The organism is Streptomyces sp. NPDC002004 (genome assembly GCF_053593975.1).
Map to the genome: position 1 here is coordinate 31,212 of NZ_JBSFDP010000020.1, position 21,886 is coordinate 53,097.

Consider the following 21,886-nt stretch of genomic DNA (forward strand, 5'->3'; position numbering starts at 1 on the left):
GTCTGCCTCACTCACTGGGTACGGGTGCCAGGGAGACCTGCCAGAACTGGGCGTAGCGGCCCTCCCTGAGCAGCAACTCGTCGTGCGTTCCCTCCTCGACGACTTGTCCGCCGTCCAGGAAGGCGATGCGGTCCGCCTGCCGGACGGTCCGCAGCCGGTGGGCGACCACGACCACCGTCCGCCCCTCCAGCAGCCGGTCGATGCCGTCCTGGACGGCTCGTTCGTTCTCCGGGTCCAGCGCGGAGGTCGCCTCGTCCAGCAGGACGACGGGGGCGTCCTTCAGCAACGCCCGTGCGATGGAGACGCGTTGGCGCTCTCCGCCGGAGAGCACCGCACCGCCCTCGCCCACCCTGGTCGACCAACCGTCCGGGAGCCGGGCCACCACCTCGTCCAGGCGGGCGGCCGCCGCGGCGGCACGGACCTCGGCGTCGTCGGCACCGGGGCGGCCGAGACGTACGTTCTCCTCGATGGTGCCGTCGAAGAGGTAGACGTTCTGGAAGACGACGGAGATGCGGCGCATCAGGTTCTCGGTGGCGATGTCGCGTACGTCCACGCCGCCCAACCGCACGGCGCCGGCGTCCACGTCGTGGAACCGCGCAAGCAGTTGCAGCAACGTGCTCTTGCCCGCACCCGAGGGGCCGACCACCGCGAGGTGCTCGCCCTCGGGCACGGTCAGGGACAGTCCGTCGAACACCGTGCGGCCGCCTCGGCGGAATTCCACCGAGTCCAGGGCGAGGTCGCCGCCCCGTGGTTCGACCGGTTCCTCGGCTTCCGGCAGCGGCCGTTCGCCGAGCACGGCGTCGAGCCGCTCCATCTCGCCGCGCGACGCCCGCATCTGACCGCCCAGGTCGGAGAGCGACAGCAGCGGGTCCACGCAGCGGGCGGCCAGCACCAGCAGCGCCAGCACCTCGGCGGGCTGGACCCGTCCGCCCAGTGCGAGCCAGGTGCCCAGCACCAGCAGCACGGTGAACACGGCCTGCACGGTGAAGGACAGTCCCAGTACGCCGGGCAGCGCCGACAGCGCGGAGCGTCGTACTGCACGTCGCTGGCCGTCGAGCGCGTCGTCCAGCAGCCGGAACCCGTCGGTGGTCCGGCCTCCCACGCGCAGCACGGGCTGAGCTCGGACGTACTCGATGACGCGTCCGGCTGCTTCGTCGCCGCGGCGTGCGCGTTCCGCGTCCTGGGCCGCCGTTGCCCGGCCGGTCCAGATCTGCGTCGCCGCGACGACGGGTACGGCCACGAGGGCGGCCAGGCCCATCCGCCAGTCGTAGCAGAGCATCACGGCCACCACGGCGAGCGGGGTGACGCAGGCACCGATGAGGGGCTGGAGGCGGTGGGCCGGGACAGCCATCACCTGGAGCACGCTTCGGCCGGCGAGAACGGACACGTCGCCAACCCGCCGCGGGGTGAACCAGCCCAGCGGCAGCCGCGCCAGATGGTCACCGAGGCGGTGGTGCAGGCCCCGGGAGAGCGCGGCCCCGACACGGAAGCCGGAGACGTCCGAGCGGTAGCGCAGCACGGCGCAGACGGCCGCGGCGGACGCGAAGGCGCCCAGCCAGGGCCAGGCGTCCCGGGGCTCGCCGCCGAAGACGGCGTCCAGCATCGGGACCAGCAGCGCGTAGGACAGGCCCTCGGCGACCGCGGTCGCGGTCATCAGGGAGAGCGTGCGGCGCAGCGGGCGGGCGTGCTCGTCACCGAGCACGCGCAGCAACAGACGGATCACCGGCACTCATCTCCCTGCACGATCGTTCCTCGGTCCTGCGGCGCAAGGTCGGGCCAGGCCTGCTGGGCCTCCCACATCGCCGCGAACTTCCCGTCCGTCGCGAGGAGTTCGGCAGGCGTGCCGCGCTCCGACACGGCTCCGTCCTCCAGGACGACGACGGTGTCGGCCTCGGCGATGGTCTCCAGGCGGTGGGCGATGACCAGTTGTGTGCGGTTCTCCCTGAGCGTGTCCAGGGCGCGCCTCACGTCGTACTCGGTGCGGGGGTCGGCGAACGCGGTGGCCTCGTCGAGTACCAGCACCGGGGCGTCGGTGAGCAGGGCACGGGCGATGGAGATCCGCTGGGCCTCTCCGCCGGAGAGCCCCGCGTCCTCGCCGATCACGGAGTCGTAGCCACGGGGCAGTTCGAGGATCCGGTCGTGGATGCGGGCGAGCCGGGCCGCGCGGACCACGTCGTCACGGTCGGCGTGCGGCACCGCGAGGGCGATGTTGTCGGCGACGCTGGCGCGCAGCAGCCGTACGTCCTGGAAGACGAAGGAGACCAGGCCGTACAGGTCCCGTGAGGCGATGTCCCGCAGGTCGACTCCGCCGATCAGCACGCTTCCCTGCGTCGGGTCGAAGAACCGCGGCAACAGCTGCGCCAGGGTGGACTTGCCACTGCCCGAGGGTCCCACCAGTGCTGTGACGGTGCCCTGTTCGAGGACCAGGTCGATGCCGCGCAGGACCTCGTGTCCCGGTTCGTAGGCGAAGCGGACGTCACGCAGTTCCACGCGGTGACCGTGCGGGGTCATGGGGTGGGGCGGCTCGGGCAGCGGTGTGACCCGGAGCAGGGCGCGGATCCGGCCGGCCGCCCGCTGGGCCGCCTGTACGTCGTCGAGGCCGTGTCCGAGGGCGGCGACCGGTGCGGTCAGCCCGAGCGCGAGCAACAGGAAGGGCAGCAGGTCGGCGGGCGGCATCGCGTCGGAGGTGATGAGCGCCATGCCGCCGGTGAGGACGAGCACGAGGACGAACGGCGGTGACAGCACCAGGGAGGCCAGGGCGCCGAGGCCCGCCACGCCGAGCACCCAGCCCAGGAAGTAGTCGGCGAAGTCGTCCGCCGCCTTGATGAAGGCGCGGTGCGCGCGACCCGATCCACCGAAGGCCTTCACCACCGAAATGCCCTCGACGAACTCGACTGCGGAGCCGGCGATCCGGCCCATGGCGGCGTCCAGGGCGAGTTGGTCGCGGCGTCGGCCGGCCGACATGAGCATGAGGTTCAGCAGCAGGCCGAGCAGCACCGGGACCAGCGCGACCAGGGTGAGCCGCCAGTCGATGACGGACAGGTACACCAGGGAGGCCAGCGGCACGACCACCGCCGAGGTGATCTCCCCGGGGGTGTGGGCGGTCAGCGGGTGCAGATCGCCGACGTCGTTCTGCACGACCTGGCCCAACTCGCCGGAGCTGCGCCGCGCGTACCAGCCGAGGGGCACCCGGCCGAGGTGTTCGGCGAGCAGCCGTCGCAGGGACAGCTGGAGCTCGCCGTCGACGACGTGTCCGATCCCCGAGGACAGGGCCGCGAACAGGACGCGGACGAGGAGCCCGATCGCGCCGACGGTGACGACGGCCCACACGTGACCCTCGTCCACCGGGCCGGGCAGGAGCAGCGCACGTCCCAGCTCCACGACGGCGATGAGGGGGGCGAGGCCCCCGAGGGCGCTGACGACCTGGAGGACCAGGACGGCGGTCAGACGGAGCCGGTACGGCCGCAGCAGCCCGGTGAGCGCCTGCCGTCCCGAGACCTCGGCGCCCGGCTGCACGGCGGGGGCGTCGGTCCGCTCGGCGGTTTCGGCTTCGGTGGTCACTGCCGCGCCTCTTTCGCCGCCGTGCCGGCGGCGTCGTGCGGTAAGGCCACCTCGAGGAGCACCCGTCCTCTGTTCAGACCTGCCTCGTTCACCGCTCCTCCGATCTCCCTCACGCGACTATCTGTACGCGTACAATAAGTCTACAAGGAGCCGACGCCCCGTGTCACCCGGCTCACCCCGCCCGGCCCTCCGGCCGGGCGGGGTGAGGCACGGACGACTCGGTGCGAGGCGTCAGAAGCCCGGGGCGGGCAGGAGATCGGCGGCCGTCACCGGAGGTCCCGGCCGGGGGCCGGACGCCTGGGGGAACCCGAGGGCCTCGGTGAGCTCCTGCCAGGCGTGAGCCACCGTCAGATGCCGTTGGGCGCCGCGCAGGGGATCGCCGCCCGCGTCGATCCGTGCGCGCAGCTCGTCCAGGGCGCGCAGCACTCCGTCCGGCCACACCTCCTCCAGCACCGCCTTCCACGAGGGGCCTTCCGCGGGCCCGAGCACCTCGGGGCCGGTGTCCTGGTCGTCGTCCGTCCCGGGGCCGGCCCCGCGCGAGCCGATGACGAACCGGCCGGCCGAGTCCTGCGCGGTGCGCAGCACAGGGCTCCAGATCACCGGGCCGTGCGTGTTGACCAGCGTCAGGTTTCCGGCGTCCGTGCCGACGGTGATGCGGTGCAGGAAGAGACTGCTGCTGTCGTCCCCGGGCTCCATCCGGTTCTCCACCCGCAGGGTCAGCGGGACTCCGGCGACCGTCGCGTCCACGGCCGTGAGCGGGCGGCCGTCGGCAGCGGCGGGCGCGGTCAGCGACCAGGGACGCACCCCGTCGAAGATCTCGCCGAGGATGTCCAGCAGGTCGAAGGAGACCTGGACGGCGCACATCGCGTCGACGAACACGGGGGTCCGCAGCTGCACCAGCCGCCGCGCCGCGGCGACGAAGCGCCGCACGGGTTCCAGATGCGGATAGAAGGTGTTCAGCAGGTACTGCGTCCCGGTGCTGCGGGCCGTGCGCAGACAGTCCGCCAGCTCCTTGGGGTGCACCGGATGCTCCTGAAGCACATGCACCCCGCGCTCCATCAGCCCCCGGGCCAGTTCGGCCCCCTGGCCGCCGCCGACCGAGCTGGAGACCGCGACACAGGCGGCGTCCACGTCGTCGGGCAGCTGGTCGACGGAGAGGTACAGCGGGACGCCGTACTCCTCGGCGAGGGCCACGGACCGGGCACTGCCGCGCGCGACGATGCCGGCGAGGCGGTACCGCTCAGGACACCGGCGCAGCGCCGAGAGATAGACCTGACCGAAACGGGTACCGCACACCACCACGTTCAGCGGGGCACGCTCCGGGCCGCTCATCGCGTGCCTCCTGCCTGGTTCGTGATCGCCGCGGCGGTCCGCGCCACGTGCGGCGGCTGGATACAGGTGAAGTGGTCGCCGGGGACGTCGACGACCGTCAGCTCGCCCAGGCAGAGCTCCCGCCAGAAACCTGTCATGTCGTCCTGGAATCCGGGGATGAAGTGCGTGGGCTCGAGCGGGCGGAGGAAGGTGATGTCGCCCGCGTACGGCAGTGGCTCGTACTGCGTGACCGCCTGGACGGTGTGCTCGAAGACCCGGTGCAGAGCGGCCACCTGGCCGGCGTCGCCCAGGCCCGATTCGGTGCGGGCCAGCGCCTCGTACAGGGCGTCCCGGCGCTCCTGGGAGGGCCGCTCGCCCAGCAGGCGGAAGCGTTCGGCGACGGATGCCAGCCGTTCGTCCCCGTCGAGCAGAGCGAACGCGCCGGGCTCCAGCGCCTTCGGGGAGCGCGCCAGGGCCGCGGCGAGTGCGCGCCCCATGTCGCCCTCGTCGGCGGGCCAGCCGAGTGCCTCCAGGTCCCCGCCCATGACCCGGGCGAAGGCGTAGTCGACCATGAGGTCGTCGTGCAGCCGGTAGGGGATGCGGTAGCTGGACACCACGGTCAGCCGTCGCACCTCGGCCCCGCCCTCGCCGAGCGCGCGGGCCAGCTCGGCGGCGATCAGACCGCCGGAGCAGTAGCCCACCACCTCGACCTCGCGGTGTCCTGCGGCGAGTACTTCGCGGGCGTACCGGGTGGCGAGGTCCTCGACGAGCCGGTGCGCGGCGAGTTCGAGGTAGCGGTCGCTGTCGGCCACGGCGAGCCCCACCAAGGGCCCGTCGGCCGCGAGTTGAGCGATCAGCGGGCGGTAGGGCGCGAGGGTGCCCAGCCCCTCGTGCACCAGCAGCCGCACCGGGCCCGTCCCGGAACCGCCCAGGTCGACCAGCGCGGACGGCCGGTCGGCCGCGGCGGTCCGGCGCCCGCCGGCTCCGGCGTCCGTGGCGGCCGGCGCGGCGAGCCTGGCGGCCAGGCCGGCGACCGTCGGGGTGTGCAGGAGCGTGCGCAGCAGGACGTCGAAGGTGACGGCAGCCGCCTCGGGCACGCACTCGCGCACCTGCCCCACGAGTCGCGCCGCCAGCAGCGAGTCGCCGCCCGCGTCGAAGAACCCCTGTTCCCGGGAGGGGAGTTCACCGCCGAGCAGTTCCGCCCAGAGCTCGGCCACCCGCTGCTCCACTCCGGGTCGCGGCGGCTCCGCCTCCCCGCCCGCTGCTCGGTCGCCGCGCCGCGGCACCCAGCCGAGCAGCCGTTTGCGGTCGACCTTGCCGTTGGAGGTCAGCGGCAGCGCATCGACGACCTGGATGTGCGCGGGAACCATGTGGGCGGGCAGCCGCTCGGCCGCCCACCGGGTGACCCCGTCGGCGTCGACCACGGCGCGGTCCTGCTTGAACGACGCGGCGAACACGCCCTGTCCGAGCGCGGCGAACGGGTCGTCCGCGCCCGGGAGGCCCAGCACATCGCAGGCTCCGGCGTTCATGAGCAGTTCGCGCCACTGGTCGTCGTGGACGAAGAGGTTCCCGAGACCGTGCCGCAGATCCTCGGGCTCCTCCATCATGAACGCCTGGGTGGCCGTGATCTCCGGGTGTTCCCGGGTCATCTCCAGCAGGCAGAGCCACCCCTGGGGGGCGAGCAGCGTCCGCAGCCGGTCGATCACCTGCACGGTGTCGCGCGCGTTGTTGAGTGCTCCGGCGCTCAGCACGATGTCGAAGGAGTTGGGCAGCAGGCCCTGCTCACGCGGGTCCCGGTTCATGTCGAACAGGCCGAAACGCATCCCGGGCCGCGCGCCGAACCGCTCCCTGGCGTCGGCGAGGAAGTACTCCGAGACGTCGGTGAACAGGTAGTCCACCGGACGGTCCCCGAGCGCGTCCAGGACGGGTCCGGTGGCCGCCCCGATGCCGCCCCCGACCTCGAGCACCCGCAACGGCCGCCCCTGCACCCCGCTCGCCGCGCCGCGTACGGCGGCCCCGAGCGTGGCGAGCAGGCGCTGTGCGGCCAGGTTGTCGGCGTACCAGGAGCGCGCGATCTCCTGACTTCCTCCGGGGAAGAACAGCCGGACCGCTTCCTCCTCGCCGCGCAGCAGGGCGGGAAGGGTGTCGGCGTGGGCACGGAAGTACGCCAGCAGTCCGGGCGGGCAGACCTCGTCGCGGGCCCGGGCGGCGAGATCGGCCCAGGCGCGGTCCACCTCGGCCCTCTCGGGTGCGGCGACCCCCCACCAGGTGCCGGTGCCGGGATCGTGCCGCACGTGTCCGGCCCGCTCCAGTGCCACCAGCCAGCGGCGCAGCAGCCCGCGGTGCCGTTCGGCGACCCGGAGCCGGGCGGCCAGCTCCTCCTCGGAGCATCCCGCGGCCCCGCCCGTGAAGATCCCCGACGCCGCCACCGCGTCGGCCATGGACAGCAGGAACGCGCGGTCGAGGTGGTGTACGTACGCGGCGACGCTCCCGGCGTCGGGGGCGTCCGCCGCGAGCGGGGCGGAGCACACCGCGGCTGCTTCGGCCGCGACGGCCTCGGCCGCCGATGACGGCGGTTCGTCCGTGCGGGCCGCCGGTTCCACGAAGGCGACGAGTGAGCGCTCCAGCGCATCGGTGCCGTCCACGAGGACGGCGCTGGAGCCCACCGCCGGATGTTCGCCGAGGACCGCGTCGATCTCGCCGAGTTCGATGCGGTGTCCACGGATCTTGACCTGCTGGTCGGCACGGCCGAGGAACTCGATCTCACCGTCCGGCAGATAGCGCCCCAGGTCGCCCGTCCGGTAGAGGCGTTCCTCGGACCCGGGGTGCCGTGGGAAGCGCTCGGCGGTGCGCTCGGGGTCGTTGAGATAGCCCTCCGCGAGCCCGGTGCCCGCGATGTAGAGCTCACCGGCGACCAGGTCGGGCCGGTCGCGCATGGCGCCGTCGAGCACGTGGAAACGCTGGTTGGCGAGCGGGGCACCGTACGGAATGCTGCTCCAGTGCGGCTCGACACCGCGGATGCGGTGGTGGATCGACCAGATCGCGGCCTCGGTCGCCCCGCCCAGGCTGACCAGTTCGGCGGCGGGCAGGTGCCGCCCCGCGTGGCCGGGCAGCGCGAGCGGGATCCAGTCGCCCGACAGCAGCGCGAGCCGCAGCCGGTCGAGCGTGCGGGGTTCGGTGTCGAGGTAGTGGAGGAGCATCTGCAACTGGGCGGGGACGGAGTTCCACAGCGTGATGCCGTGACGTTCCGCCAGTTCCGCCCAGTGCGAGGGATCACCGCGGCGGACGGGGTCCGGCAGCACCAGGGCCGCACCGACGGCGGGCGGCCCGAACAGGTCGTACACGGACAGGTCGAAGCCGAGGGAGGCGAGACCGAGGACCCGGTCCGAATCGCCCACCGCGAAGCGCTCGTTGATGTCGTGCACGGTGTTCGTGGCGGCCCGGTGGCTGATCATCACGCCCTTGGGCTCACCGGTCGAACCCGATGTGTGGATCACATAGGCGAGCTCCCCCTGTGCCACGGACGCCGGGTCGGGCACGGCCGACCGCTCGAACCGGCCGCCGGCGGTCACGTCCACGGGCCGGACTCCGGACGGCAGTGTCCGCGCCAGGCCGGCGTCCGACAGGACGGCGTAACGGGCCCGGCAGCCGGTGAGGATGCGGTCCCGGCGCAGCTGCGGCTGGCCGATGTCCACGGGAACGTACACACCGCCCGCGAGGAGGGCGCCCAGGACACCGACGACCTGGTCCCGCCCCTTGTCCATGAGGACGGCGACGAAGTCCCCGGGACGGCATCCCGCAGCTCGCAGTTCCCGGGCCACCCAGGCGGCCCGTCCCAGCCACTCCTCGTAGGTCATCGACCCGGTCGCGTCGATCACGGCGGTCTCGGCGGGGAACTTCCGCGCGTACTCGACCAGGGGCGCGTGCAGCAGTCCGCCGGGCACCGCGGCGGCGGTGTCGTTGACGGCGTCCCTGCGGGCCCTCTGCCGCTCAGGCAGGCCCAGCGGATCGGCCTCGCTCCAGGGGGTGTCCTCCTCGGCCAGACGGTGCAGCAGCCGCGCGAACGCGGCGAACATGTCGTCCACCAGGCCCTCGGGGAACACCCCCTCCCGCAGGTCCCAGTTCACCTCCAGGTCGCCGAACTGGTCGGTGGCCTGGCAGTCGATCCACACCTGCGGTGTCTGACTGATCCCGTACACCGGCCGGAGGTTCTCGGCGGTGCCGCCGAGCGCACGGCCCACGACACCGATGCCGCCGGTGAACACCACGGGCATCAGGGCGGCTTCCCGTCCACGGCGCCGGGCGAGTTCGCGCAGTACCTCGACACCGCCGCACAGCCGGTGGTCCAGGTCCTCGAACAGGCGCTCGCCCAGGCTTCGGGCCCGCTCGGCGAAGCCCGCCCGGGCCGACTGGTCCACGGCGAGCAGGCTGACCGAGGTGAAGTCGCCGAGCAACCGGTCCACATGCGGGTGCAGGGGCATGCGGTTGAGCACGGTCAGCCCCAGACAGAACCGCTCCGCGGCGCTCCACCGGCCGATCGTCTCGGCGTACGCGGCGAGCACGGCGTTGGCCGCTGTGATGCCGTGGCCGGCCGCACGGGTCTTCAGCGCCTGCCAGGCCGCCTCGCTCAGCGAGGTGCTGAGACGGCGGAAGCGGGGCGGCACGTCGGCCGGGTCGTGGCCGTCGGCGAGGGGCAGGGCCGGTGCGGCGGGCAGGTCGTCGACCCGGTTCCACCAGTAGGCGCGGTCACGCGCGTAGCGCTCGGTGCCGCGCAGCCGGCGTTCCGCGGCGACGTAGTCGCGGAAGGTCGCCTCGACGGGCGGCAGCGGGCAGCCGGGCTGCTCGTAGCGGCTGTCCAGTTCCGAGAGCAGCAGATGGATGCTGATCCAGTCCAGCACCATGAAGTCCATCGAAAGGTGCAGCAGGCTGTGGTCCGGCAGACGCGTCAGCCTCAGTTCGTACAGGGGGCGTTCGCCCGCCGGATGCACCCGGTGGGACAGCTCCTCACGGACGGCGGCCAGCGCGGCGGCCGTGGCATCGGTGGGCGCGTCCCGCAGGTCGGTGACGTGGATGCGGGTGTCCGGGAGGGTCGGTGCGATGCGCTGGGTGCCGTCCTGCGAGATGACCGAGCGCAGCATGCCGTGGCGCTCGACGAGGCCGTCCCAGGCCTGTTGCAGCCGCTGCGGGTCGAGGTCGGCGGGGCGGCGGAACTCGAGGTAGATGTGACAGGAGACGCCGCCGTAGTCGAAGGCCTCGTCGCGGCCCAGCAGATAGGCGGACTGGATGTCCGTCAGCGGGAAGGGCTCGTGACGGGCCTCCGGCTCGGCCGCCCATCCGGTCCCGGGTGCGTCCGGGCCGCCAGTACCCGGCACGTCCTGCGCGGCCTGGTCGGGCAGTCCGGCGAGGAGTTCCTCCTTGCGGCCGCGCAGGAGCGCGAGACGCTCGTCCGTCATGACGCCGCGAGGGGCGCGGAACCGCAGCTGCTCCCCCTCCCGCCAGACACGGATCCCCGCGCTCTCGAACTCCCTGATCAGATCGCTGACGTTCACAGCACACCTTCCTCGAAGTCTCCACCGGCGGCCGCGGCCTCCGGCGTCCCGTCGCGGTCCGCCGACCGCAGTGCCTCGATCAGCGCGCTCAGACCGGCGACGGTCGGGGCACGCATCACGTCCCGCATGGGCAGCTCGACGCCGAGAGCCGTGTGCACCTCCGTCACCAGGCGCGTGGCGAGGAGGCTGTCACCGCCCAGCGTGAAGAAGTTCTCGTCACGACCCACCGAGACGAGGCCCAGCAGCTTGGTCCACAGTCCGGCGACGGTCCGTTCCATGGAGCCCTGCGGCGGCTCGGCCGCCTCCCGGGGCCGGGTCGCCATCGAGTCGAGCAGGCCCTGCACGCGACGCCGGTCGACCTTGCCGTTGGCGCTGAGCGGCAGGGCGGGCAGCGCCGCGATGCCCGCCGGGACCATGTGGGCGGGCAGCCGGTCGGCGACCCAGCGGAGGAGTTCCTCCGGGTCGAGTCCGCCTGCCCCGTGGGGCCGTTGCGCGGTCACGAGGACCTCGCCGGTGGCCTCCGTGCGCACCACACGGGTGTCGACGAGTCCGGCGGCGGCGCACGCCCGCACCCACTGCGGCCCGGAGTGCAGCCAGGACCCGCTCGGCCCGCCCGGCCGGAGCCGGCCCGCCTGTGCCTCGAGCGGAAGGGCGATCAGCAGGGCGAGCGGGGAGAGCCGGGTGCGTTCCAGCAGATGGAGCCGGCCACCCGGCTTGAGCAGCAGCGCCATGGTCGCCACCGCGTCGTCCGGGGCGGGCATCCGGTGCAGCACGTTGTTGGCCACCACGGCGTCGAAGGCGTGCACATGCTCGCCCGGTACGGCTGAGGTGCCCTGATGGACGGTGTGCACCCGGTGCCCGGAGTCCGCCAGCCGTGCGTCGGCGGTGGCCAGCAACGTGCCGGAGGAGCCGAACAGTGTGTAGTCGACGCTGCCCGGTTCGAGCGCGGCGAGGAGCCGTGCGGCGCCGAGCCCGCTCGTCGCGTCCCAGTCGGCGACCGCCGGGATGCTGTCCCCGGCAGCAGCCCGCAGCTCGGCCGCGACGACCGCGAGGCACTCCCTGGTACCCGGCATCGCATCGCCGAGCCCTTCCGGCGACAGCACCGGATCGTCCAGGAGTACGGAGGCGTGGGCCTCGCCGGAGAGTACGGCCGCGAGCACGGGGCCCGCCCAGGCCAGTGCGGTCGCCACCGGCTCCAGATGGGTGTCGCGTGCCTGGTCACGCAGCCGCTCCGCCCGTTCCGGGTCGCGGGCCTGCGTCCACCGCCTGCCCGGCAGGACGGCAGGGCCGTCGCGCCGCACCACCTCGTGCCGCGCGAGGTGTTCCAACCAGGCGTCCAGGACGGGACGCTGTTCCTCGCTCACGGGGATGGTCCGTGCGGGGCCTGAGCCGGACGCCACCAGAGGAGCGACGAGTTCGGCCAGCAGCGTCTCGACGAGGTGGAGTTCGAGGACGTCCGCGTCCGACCCCGGCGCTTCCTCGGCGGCCGGGGATGTCGCCGCGTCCTCGGCAGGCTCCTCGCCCGTCGTCCCGCCCTCGGCGTCCGTGTGCCGCGGAGCGCGCTCGACCACGGCGGCGATCAGCTCGCGGCGGCGCTCCCCGACGGTGACGACGACGGCGCCGGAGACCTCGGGGTGGGCCTGGAGGCCGGCTTCGATCTCGCCGAGCTCGACCCGGAAGCCGTTGATCTTCACCTGGTGGTCCAGCCGCCCCAGGAACTCCAGGTTTCCGTCGGGCCAGTAGCGGCCGAGGTCACCGGTGCGGTACCAGCGCTCGCCCTCCACCTCGGGGAAGCGTTCCGCCGTCAGCTCCGGCTCCCCGCGGTAGCCGAGGGCGACGCCGGCGCCGCCGATCCACAGTTCGCCCGGCACCCAGTCGGGGCAGTCACGGCCCCGTGCGTCGACGACGCGGAACTTCTGGTTGCGCAGGGGTGTTCCGTACGGAATGGACCGCCAGTGCTCGGGGACGTCGTCGATCTCGTAGGCGTTGGACCAGATCGCGGCCTCGGTGGCGCCGCCCAGGCCCACGAGCCGGCATCGCCCGCCCGTCGCGGAGGCCAGCCGTCCCGGCAGGTCCAGGCCTATCCAGTCGCCCGACAGCATGGCCAGGCGCAGCGAAGGAGGCAGCGGGGCGCCGTCCGCGGCGGTGAGCAGCATGTCCATCAGGGCCGGCACGCTGTTCCACACCGTCACCTCGTGCCGGGAGCACAGGGTCAGCCACCGGTTCGCGTCCCGCCGGTCGGACTCGTCCACCAGGACCAGCGCGCCGCCCTCGGCCAGGGGTCCGAAGATGTCCCACACCGACAGGTCGAAGTCCAGGGCGGAGACGGCCAGTACACGGTCCGCCGGACCGATGCCGAACCGCTCGTCCACGTCCTCGACGGTGTTGACCGCGGCCCGGTGGCCGACCTCGACGCCCTTCGGCGTGCCGGTGGATCCCGAGGTGAAGATGACGTAGGCGGTGTCGTCCGGCTCGGCGGCCACCGGAGCGTCGAGCGGCTCCTCCCGCAGTGCCTCGGTGACGGACAGCACCTCGTACTCCGGCCCGGGCGGCTGCGGGCTTTCCGTGCCGTCCAGGACGAGCCGGGCACCGCTGAGGTCCAGGATGCGGGCGCGGCGCGCCGCCGGCTGGTCCACACCGATGGGTATGTACGCGGCGCCTGCGGCGAGAACGCCGAGCACCGCGGTGATCTGATCCGGGCCCTTGGGCGCGGTGACGACCACCGACGAGCCGCGGCCGATGCCCCGTCGCGCCAGGGCGGCAGCGATACGCAGCGCCCGTTCGGCGAGTTCCTCGTGGGTGAGCCTGCCGTTGGTGCCCCACAGCACCGCGGGTCGTGCGGCACGGTCCCGCGCGCGCTCGAAGAAGGCGGTGTGCAGCAGGGCTCCGCTCTCCGTCCGGGCCGCGGAGTTCACTTCGGCACGGCGGCTGCGCTGCTCTGCCGGCAGAGCGGGTTCCGGCGTGGTCCGCCGGTCTTCCGCCGTGAGGTCCCCGAGCAGCGTGGCGTACGCGGCCATCATCGCGTCCAGCACACCCGTGGGGAAGAGTTCCTCCACGGCGTCCCAGGCGAGCAGCAGTCCCCCGGCGCGGGTGCGGTAGACCTGGTGGTCGAGCCAGACCTGCGGGGTCTGGGAGACCATCCACGCGAGTTCCCCGAACTGTGCGGCGCAGGCGTCGGGCACCAGCGGCGCGTCGAGGTTGCAGGCGAAGACGACCGGTGCGGCGCGTGGTGCGTCCACGTCGGCTCGTACCATGTCGCGCAGCACGTCCACGCCGGTGTACGCGGCGTGTCCCACGTCCTCGTGCAGCTGCTTCTGCACGGCCAGGGCACGCTCGGCGAAGTCGCGGCCGAGGGTCAGGTCGACCTCCAGCAGCACCAGGCTCGTGAAGTCCGCGACGATGCGCCCGATGTGCGGGTGCACCTCCAGGTCCCGGTCGAAGAGGGGCAGGTTGAGCAGGAACCGTTCCTCTCCGCTCCAACGGGCGAGGACTTCGGAGAAGGCCGTGGCCAGCAGCACGGCGGGAGTGACGCCGACCTTCGCGGCCCGCCGCTGCAGGGCGCTCCACTCGGCGGGTGTCAGCTGATGGGTGCGCCGCACGAAGCGGGTGGCCGCGACCTCCGCGGGCTCGGCCGCCAGCGGCAGCCGGGGACCGCCCGGCAGGTCCGGCAGCCGCCGCTGCCAGTAGGCGCGCGCCGTCTCGCGCTCGCCCTTCCTGGTGTCGGCCCGATCGGCCAGATACTGCGCGAACGTGTAGGTCGGCTCGGGCACCGACGAAGGGTCTTCGTACAGCGCGGCCAGGTCCGCCAGGAGCAGCCGGATGCTGTGCACATCGGCGACGAGCAGGTCCGCGTTGAGGTGGAGCCGGTGACCGCCTCCGGGCAGTCGGCTCAGCTGCAGGTCCAGGACTTCGCCGGCGGCCACGTCCAGGCGGCGGTGCGAGAGCCGGCCGCGCAGCTCCTCCAGGTCGCGGGAGGCCGCCTCCTCGGGCCGGTCGCCGAAGTCGTGCACGGTCAGTCCGGGCCAGGGGGACCGGGGCAGCACACGCTGGGTCCCGTCGGCCTCGAACCTGGCGCGCAGCATGGGGTGCAGGTCCAGCAGGGCGCGCACGGCCGTCTCCAGCCGGGCCGGGTCGACCTCCTCGGCGTCGATCTCCAGATAGGCGTGGCATCCGACCCCGCCCAGGGGCTGGTCGTCGCCACGCCCGATCCAGTACGCCTGCTGCACCGCGGTGAGCGGGAAGGCTCTCCCCTCGTCGACGGGGGCAGCCGGGGCGGAGCTGCGGGTCGCGTCCACTGCGGGCGTCGGCTCGGTCGCGCTCTTCAGCAGCTCGTACCACGCCGACAGACGGGGGTCCGCGGACAGACTCACGAAGTCGACGCGGGCACCTGCGCGGTTGAGCCGATTGGTGAGCCGCATCAGCTCCAACGACTGCAGGCCGAGTTCGAAGAGGTTGACGTCGTCGTGCGCGGGGTGCAGTTCCATGTCCAGGACGCGGGAGACCTCCTGCCGCAGGGTCTCCGGTTCCCACGCGGGAACTGCCGTGCTCACGGCCACGGCCTGGGGCGACACAAACTCCTGTGACATCCGTTAACTCCGGTTCGTCGGTCTCATGCGAGCGGCTCTGCGCCCCTCCCCCGGTGATGGGCCGACTCAGGAGCGACCGGAAGCCCGGCTCAGCCTCACAGGTGCGACTGGCCAGAATCTGGATGCCTTCTGGGAGCCTGCCGAGGCGGCGGACGGCGACCGGCGCGCTCCGCTGCGGACTGGACATCAACTGGATGTGCGATGCGGGCGCCGATCGACCGGCCCGAGGCGTCGGCCGGTTGTCCCGCGCGCGGAATGCGCCGTTGCTGCGTTCGCGGCTGATATGTCGATCGCGCCTGGCCGGCGAGCTCCGGGGCGCGCAACACGGCCGTACGGACGGTCGGCCGGCGCGGGGCGTCACCCCGGGACGGGGCCCGGCGGCTGCGATGTGCATCGGCGTCGTGGCGAAGGACGCTCTCTTGAACTCCCGCGAGCCTTGGCGGGGTTGTCCACGGAAATACGTGCCCGCCCGGGGAGAGCGACTTCGCGCGGGGCAAGGTCGACTCGTAAGCCGCGGTCCTCCAGACGTCGAGGGCCGCCGGGCCCGTGGACGTGCCGCACGGGCGGGGGCACCGAGGCGCCTGCGTCCTCGGTACGCGGACACACCGCTGTCGAGTGGTCCGTCGCGAACGGACGGGCAGCGCCCCGAGCGGAGCTCCGGGGACGACGGTGCACATGGCGGACGCCTGGGCATCGGCCTCAGCAGTACGGCACGTCCCGTGTCCTGGACTCGGGACGTGCCGTCTTATCAACCCTGTGGGGCCCGGACCGGGTTGAGGGTCGCGCGACCGGGATCAAAAACCGGTGAACCGGCCCTGCCGGCTTCCGGCCCGAGCCGAGCCGCCGTGATCACTACAGCTGCAGTTCGGGCGAGTGCAGGTCAAGCCAGGTGTGCAGGTCGAGCACACGCTCCAGGCCGGCCCGGACGGCCACTGGCATGCGCGCCGGGTCCTGCGCCACGACCTGTTGCGCCCAGGTCCGGTCGACCAGCGCGAACACCTGGGCATCCGAGTCCGCGACAAGCTCCTTCACCTGCTGCTGGAGCATCGCCGCGTACCCGGGGTTCTGCGGCGACGGGTACGGGCTCTTGACCCGCTCCACCACGGATCGCGGCAGCACATGTGCCGCGGCCTGCCGCAGCAGGCTCTTCTCCCGGCCGTCGAACGTCTTCATCGCCCAGGGCGTGTTGTACACGTACTGGACGAGCTCGTGGTTGCAGAAGGGCACCCGCACCTCGAGCCCGACCGCCATCGACAGCCGGTCCTTGCGGTCCAGCAGTGCACGCACGAAGCGCGTCAGATGCAGGTGGCACATGGTGCGCATGCGCCGGTCCAGCTCGGATTCCCCGTCGAGATGCTCGACCTCGGCGAGCGCCGTCGCGTACTGGTCGGCGGTGTAGGTCCGCACATCGAGTTGCTTCCGCAGCCCGGGCTCGATGTGCTCGGACCGTGCCGCGACGCTCAGCGCGGGAACGACCGTCATCCACGGAAAGGTGTCGGCGTGCAGCGCCGCTTCGCTGTGGAACCAGGGGTAGCCGCCGAACACCTCGTCCGCCGACTCGCCGGACAGCGCCACCGTCGACTGTTCACGGATCGCCTTGAAGAGCAGATACAGCGAGCTGTCGAGATCACCGAACCCGTTCGGGATGTCCCGGGCGGCGACGGTCGCGCGCCGCACCGAAGGGTCCGAGAGGTCGGCGGGGTTCAGCACCACGTCGTGGTGCGCGGATCCCACGTGCGCCGCGACATCGCGGACGAACGGCGAGTCGGGGGTGTCGCGCATCTCGTCGGGGACGAAGTTCTCCTCCTGGCCGACGAAATCCACCGAGAACGTGCGCACCTGCTCGCCCCGCAGGGCCAGCCGGTCTGCCGCCAGGCCGGTGATCGCGCTGGAGTCGAGCCCGCCCGAGAGCAGGACGCACTGCGGCACGTCCGAAATCAGCTGCCGGTCGACGATGCCGGTGAGTATGTCCCGCACCCTCGCGACGGTGTCATCACGGCTCTCGGTGTGCTCGGTCGCCCGCAGGCGCCAGTAGGTCCGCTGCCGGATCCCGCTGCGGTCCACGCTGATCAGCGTGCCCGGGAGCATCTCGTGCATGCCCTTCCACAGGGCCCAGCCCGGGGTCTTGGTCTGCGCGAACAGCTCCCGCAGTCCGTCCGTGTCGACCGCCTTGCGCACCAGCGGGTTCGCCAGGATCGCCTTCGGTTCGGAGCCGAACAGCACACCGTCCGGCGTCGGGTAGTAGTAGAGCGGCTTGATCCCCATGCGGTCGCGCACGAGGAGCAGCTTCTGGTCGCGCTCGTCCCAGATCGCGAACGCGTACATACCGTCGAGGTGTTCGACGACGCTCTCGCCCCACTCCAGGTAACTACGGAGCACCACCTCGGTGTCACTGTCCGTCCGGAACGTGTGCCCCAGGGACGCGAGGCGAAGACGCAGTTCCTGGAAGTTGTAGGCCTCACCGGAGTACACCATGGCGACGTCGCCGGCCGGTGTGCTCACGCTCATCGGCTGCACCCCGCCGGGCAGATCGATGACGGCAAGACGCCGGTGCCCGAGACCGACGTGTGTCCGCACATAGGTGCCACGTCCGTCCGGCCCGCGACAGGCCATCGTCTCGGTCATCGCATCGAGCGCATCACTCCGGTGCGTCAGATCGGCGTCGAACGACACCCAGCCTGCAATCCCGCACATCTCGCAACCCCATTTCCCTTACTTTTCCGTACATGTGTCAAGCAGTCAGATACGCAACGGCGATCAGCCCCACGTCGAGGTGGCGGTGGACGACTTCAGCTCCTCGAAGCGTTCGAAGACGAGTGCGGCAAGCATTTTTGGCTGGTCAGTGAGAAAATAATGCCCACCTCCGTTGATTTCCATCAGTTCGACGTGTTCCGCGTAGCGCTCCCACTTCACGTAATCCCGCTCGTACCCCTGGGTGACGCTGTCCGAGTCGCCGATCACGACAATGAGTGGAGTGGTCAACCGCTCATACCGACCCTTCTCCGCCTCGGCCTGAAAGAGCAGGCCCTGTTTCATGTCATGCCGAAGCACGTTCAGGACGGTCTCCACATCGGATTCGTCCAACGCCCCGTCGAAGCCCCCGATCGACTTCATAAAGGCGTAAAGAGATTCCGCGCTCCACTCCGTGACCCGCTCCAGTTGGGCCTGGGGAGCGGCTTCGGGGAGCGCGGCACCGATGTACAGGGCGACCGGTTTCCGGCCCTCCCGCTCCAACCGTTGTGCCACCGCCACCGCGAGAGCGGAACCTGCACAGTGGCCGTACAGGGCGAATGGGCCGCTCATAGAACGGCATATTTCGTCTGCGATCGCATCAGCGCTGTCGTCCAGGGCCAGTAGGGCTTGCCCGGACTGGGTCGGATCGTGTCCCGGCAAGGCGGCCGCCCAGATCTCCACATCGGGTGCCAGCTCTGCGGCCAGGTTCCGGTAGGCCGCGGCGGTGCCACCTCCGTAGGGGATGCAGACGAGCTTGAAGTCCGCGTTCTCCTCGCTCTTCAAGCACTTCAGAATCAGCTGCTCTTCATCCGCGTGACCCGATTCCAGGATGCGGAGGGCGAGCTTTCCCGGTGTGGGATTCTGGAACACATCCAGTACCGAGATCCCCTGACCCAGCCCACGAGCGAGACGTACGGCCTTGAAGGAGTCTCCGCCCAGATCGAAGAAGTTGTCGTCGGTGGAGATGTCCGAGACTCCCAGCGCATGGCTGAACGCGTAGATGACGTCGCGCTCGAGAGGAGATGCCTCGGCCGTGTTCTGCGGAGCGCGCAGATACACCGGGTCGGGCAGGGCGCGACGGTCGAGTTTGCCATTGGCCGTCAGAGGGATCTCGTCGATCGCCACGATGGCGGCCGGCACCATGTGGGGAGGCAGACGTCGTGCGAGGCGCGTACGCAGGTCAGCCGGATCCGTGCCCGAGGTGTCCGCCAGCACTGCGTATGCGATCAGGGCATGGTCTCCGACGGAGTCCGTCCGGACCACCGCACGGGCAGCCGTGACTCCCGGACACGCGCGCAACTCCGCCTCGACTTCCCCCAGTTCGATTCGGTAGCCCCGGATCTTCACCTGGTCGTCCGCACGGCCCCGGTACTGAAGGAGCCCGTCGGCTTGCCGACGGGCAAGATCTCCGGACCGATACATCCTTGAGCCGGGCGGTCCGAACGGGTCGGCGACGAAGCGGCAGGACGTGAGTCCCGGCCGGTCCATGTACCCGCGGGCGACTTGATCGCCGGCTACGTAGATCTCACCTGTGACACCGGGAGGGACAGGGCGCAGGTTGTCGTCGAGGAGATAGAGAGCCAGACCCGGCAGGGCCTGGCCGATCAAACTCCCGACCCGGGACGGACGAAGGGACCTGTCGAGCGCCATATGACTCGCGTGGACCGTGGTCTCCGTGATCCCGTACATGTTGACCAGTACGGGAGCGTCATCGGCGTGCAGCTCGTACCATTCCTCCAGCCGCCCGAGATCGAGTGCCTCACCGCCGAAGACCACGTAGCGCAGAGCCAGATGTCCTCCGGCCTCCGGATCGTCCCTGTCCGACTGCAGCAGCTGGTAGAACGCCGAGGGCGTCTGACTGAGCACGCTGACATGCTCAGTCACCAACAGCCGGATGAACTCGTCCGGCGAACGCCTCGTTGCGGCGGGGACCACGATGAGAGAGGCCCCGTGCAGCAATGCTCCCCATAGTTCCCACACCGAGAAGTCGAATGAGTACGAATGGGCCATGGTCCACACGTCATCGGCACGGAAATCGAAGAGTTCCCGGGCACCGGCGAACAGGGAGAGGACGTTTCGGTGTGGTACGACCGCTCCCTTGGGACGTCCGGTGGAGCCCGATGTGTAGATGACGTAGGCCGCGTTGTCCTGCGACAGGGAGTGCATGCGTTCCTCAGGCCTCAGATCGTCCTGAGGAAGACCGGCCAGGCGCTGCTGTGTTGACGCCGCATCAAGCATGATGGCGAGACCGTCGGCCTGGGGGAATGTGGCCGCCACGCCGGACATCGTGACCAGCAGCAAGGGCTCCGCATCCTGGAGCAGGAAATCGATACGGTCCTGGGGATAGTCGGGATCGACGGGAAGGTATGCGGCTCCTGATTTCAGCACTGCCAGGAGCGCCACTACAAGGTGGACTCCTTGCGGCATGGAAACCGCCACCAGTCGTTCCGGCCCAGCGCCATGCTCCACGAGCAGCCGGGCCAGTCGATTCGCCTGTGCGTTCAGTTCGCCATAGGACAGGGTCGATGTTCCATACTTCACCGCCGGCGCGTCCGGAGTTTTGATGACCTGGATCTCGAAGGCTTCTACCAGAGTGCGCGGCTGATCATCCACTGCGACCGAACGGCGAGGACGCATGGCCAGAAAGCGGCGGCGCTCCGCTGCACTGATGATGTCGACGTCACCAAGGGGGCGCCCAGCGTCCCTGACGACCTGGCGCAGGAATGCATCGAACCTCGACCTGTGGTTCTCGAGGTCCTCGGCACTGTAGAGTGCCGCGTTGGCATCAATCGTGAAAGACATTCTCTGCGGCGTCAGGTAGACACCCAACATGAAGTCTTCAATCGGGCCTGGCGTGAGATTTTGGTGCCGCGCGGGGCATCCTCCGAAGGTCAACTCGGAGTCGAGTGCGAGTACGTTGACTATGGGCCCGAATACACGGGCGCTTCCGTCCTTGTCGCCGATTTCACGCCGAATGTCTTCGAAACGGTACCGCCGGTGAGCGCGGGTCTCTCCAATCTTCTCGGAGACCTGCTCGAGTAATTCTGCGAAGCTCATGGAGCGAGAAATGTTCAGACGTAGCGGTACGACGTTCGAAACCATTCCGGGTGTGGTTACGGCAGCGCCTGCGTGGCGATTCGCCACCGGCAGTCCCACTATGGTCTCGACTGAGCCCGTCAGTCGGCTCACATATGCACTGAACGCCGCAATCACCACGTGCGGCCATTTCACCTCATGGGCACGTGAGAAGTCGTGAAGGAGAGTCTCGAGTTCTGCGTCGGCGTACCAGGTTTCCCTGAGCGGAACCCCTGCCGGCAGCAGCGAGCCGTCGGCTAGGCCGACCACACGCTCGACTTCCGCGAATTCGTTGAGCCAGTACCGGCGGTCGTCCGTGAACTCTGCGGACGAGCGGTAGCGCTGGTTCTCCTCCACCAGAGAGTGCAGGCTGCCGAAGGGCGTGACGGACACAGTACGGTCGGAAATCAGAGCATCATAGACGCCGGCGGCGCGGCGGGCGATGAACTGCGTGCTCATACCGTCGGCCGCGATGTGGTGCAGCTGCCAGAACCAGATATGCCTTTCCGGTGAAACTCGTAGAATCGCGTGGCGCTGGATATCCCCCACCGTCGAGTCCAGTGGGCTGTTGACCCTCTCGCTCATCCAGCGCTGTGCCGTTTCCCACGGCTCCGTCTCGCTGCTGAAGTCGACGAGAGGCACGGCCACTTCTACGCCGGTTTCCACCTGCTGCCAGGGGCCGTCGGCGTCCTCGCCGCAGGATATGCACAGCGCCTCCGCCTCCCGTACCGTGCGGCAGACCGCTTCCTGAAGCGCTTCAGGCAATACGGGACCGACAATGTCAAGAAATTCGGTAATCGTATGAGCGAGCTTGGAATCATCCAGCTGCTGGCCGTACCAAATTCCAGCCTGGCCATCAGTCAGTGGCAGCCTGAGTGTGGACCGATTCGCCATGGTTCAAAGAACTCCTGATTCGCAAGCAGGCAGGCCGGGGAAGGTTCCGGTCGGCTGCGGGAGACAGCAGCCGAGGAATCGAGATGACAGCAGCCCGTCGCACCGCGAACACACCTACGTGCCTGCAAAGCGCATAACCCGGCCGTTCCACCTCACTGCGTCAGCCTGCACCGGTAC

At 70.7% G+C, this 21,886-nt stretch carries 7 protein-coding genes; all 7 read right to left on the reverse strand.

The genetic code is table 11. The features are described 5' to 3' along the window. Nucleotides 1-7: 7 nt before the first annotated feature. The 7 genes from ACWCP6_RS25195 to ACWCP6_RS25225 all read right to left on the reverse strand — a co-directional run bounded on the left by ACWCP6_RS25195 (nucleotide 8) and on the right by ACWCP6_RS25225 (nucleotide 21,709). A complete protein-coding gene (locus ACWCP6_RS25195) occupies nucleotides 8-1,723 on the reverse strand; it encodes an ABC transporter ATP-binding protein (RefSeq protein WP_450934808.1) in 1,716 nt (571 codons plus the stop codon). Continuing rightward, entirely contained in the window at nucleotides 1,720-3,561 is a 1,842-nt protein-coding gene (locus ACWCP6_RS25200; protein WP_450934809.1) for an ABC transporter ATP-binding protein, read from the reverse strand. Before ACWCP6_RS25200 ends, ACWCP6_RS25195 begins: the two co-directional genes overlap by 4 nt. 231 nt (nucleotides 3,562-3,792) lie before the next feature. Continuing rightward, a complete protein-coding gene (locus tag ACWCP6_RS25205; protein ID WP_450934810.1) occupies nucleotides 3,793-4,893 on the reverse strand; it encodes a Gfo/Idh/MocA family oxidoreductase in 1,101 nt (366 codons plus the stop codon). After that, nucleotides 4,890-10,421, reverse strand: a complete 5,532-nt coding sequence (locus tag ACWCP6_RS25210; protein WP_450934811.1) for an amino acid adenylation domain-containing protein — start codon at nucleotides 10,419-10,421, stop codon at nucleotides 4,890-4,892. The genes ACWCP6_RS25205 and ACWCP6_RS25210 overlap by 4 nt, the downstream gene beginning before the upstream one ends. Beyond that, nucleotides 10,418-14,971: an amino acid adenylation domain-containing protein gene (locus ACWCP6_RS25215; RefSeq protein ID WP_450934812.1), complete on the reverse strand. Its 4,554-nt coding sequence runs from the start codon at nucleotides 14,969-14,971 to the stop codon at nucleotides 10,418-10,420. The genes ACWCP6_RS25210 and ACWCP6_RS25215 overlap by 4 nt, the downstream gene beginning before the upstream one ends. An 888-nt stretch (nucleotides 14,972-15,859) precedes the next feature. Beyond that, the gene (gene asnB, locus ACWCP6_RS25220; RefSeq protein ID WP_450934813.1) at nucleotides 15,860-17,701 is read right to left on the reverse strand and encodes an asparagine synthase (glutamine-hydrolyzing); all 1,842 of its coding nucleotides are present in this window, start codon (nucleotides 17,699-17,701) and stop codon (nucleotides 15,860-15,862) included. Nucleotides 17,702-17,764: 63 nt separating this feature from the next. After that, nucleotides 17,765-21,709 carry an amino acid adenylation domain-containing protein gene (locus tag ACWCP6_RS25225; RefSeq protein ID WP_450934814.1) on the reverse strand — a complete coding sequence of 1,315 codons (3,945 nt, stop codon included), beginning with the start codon at nucleotides 21,707-21,709 and terminating at the stop codon, nucleotides 17,765-17,767. Nucleotides 21,710-21,886 lie beyond the last annotated feature (177 nt).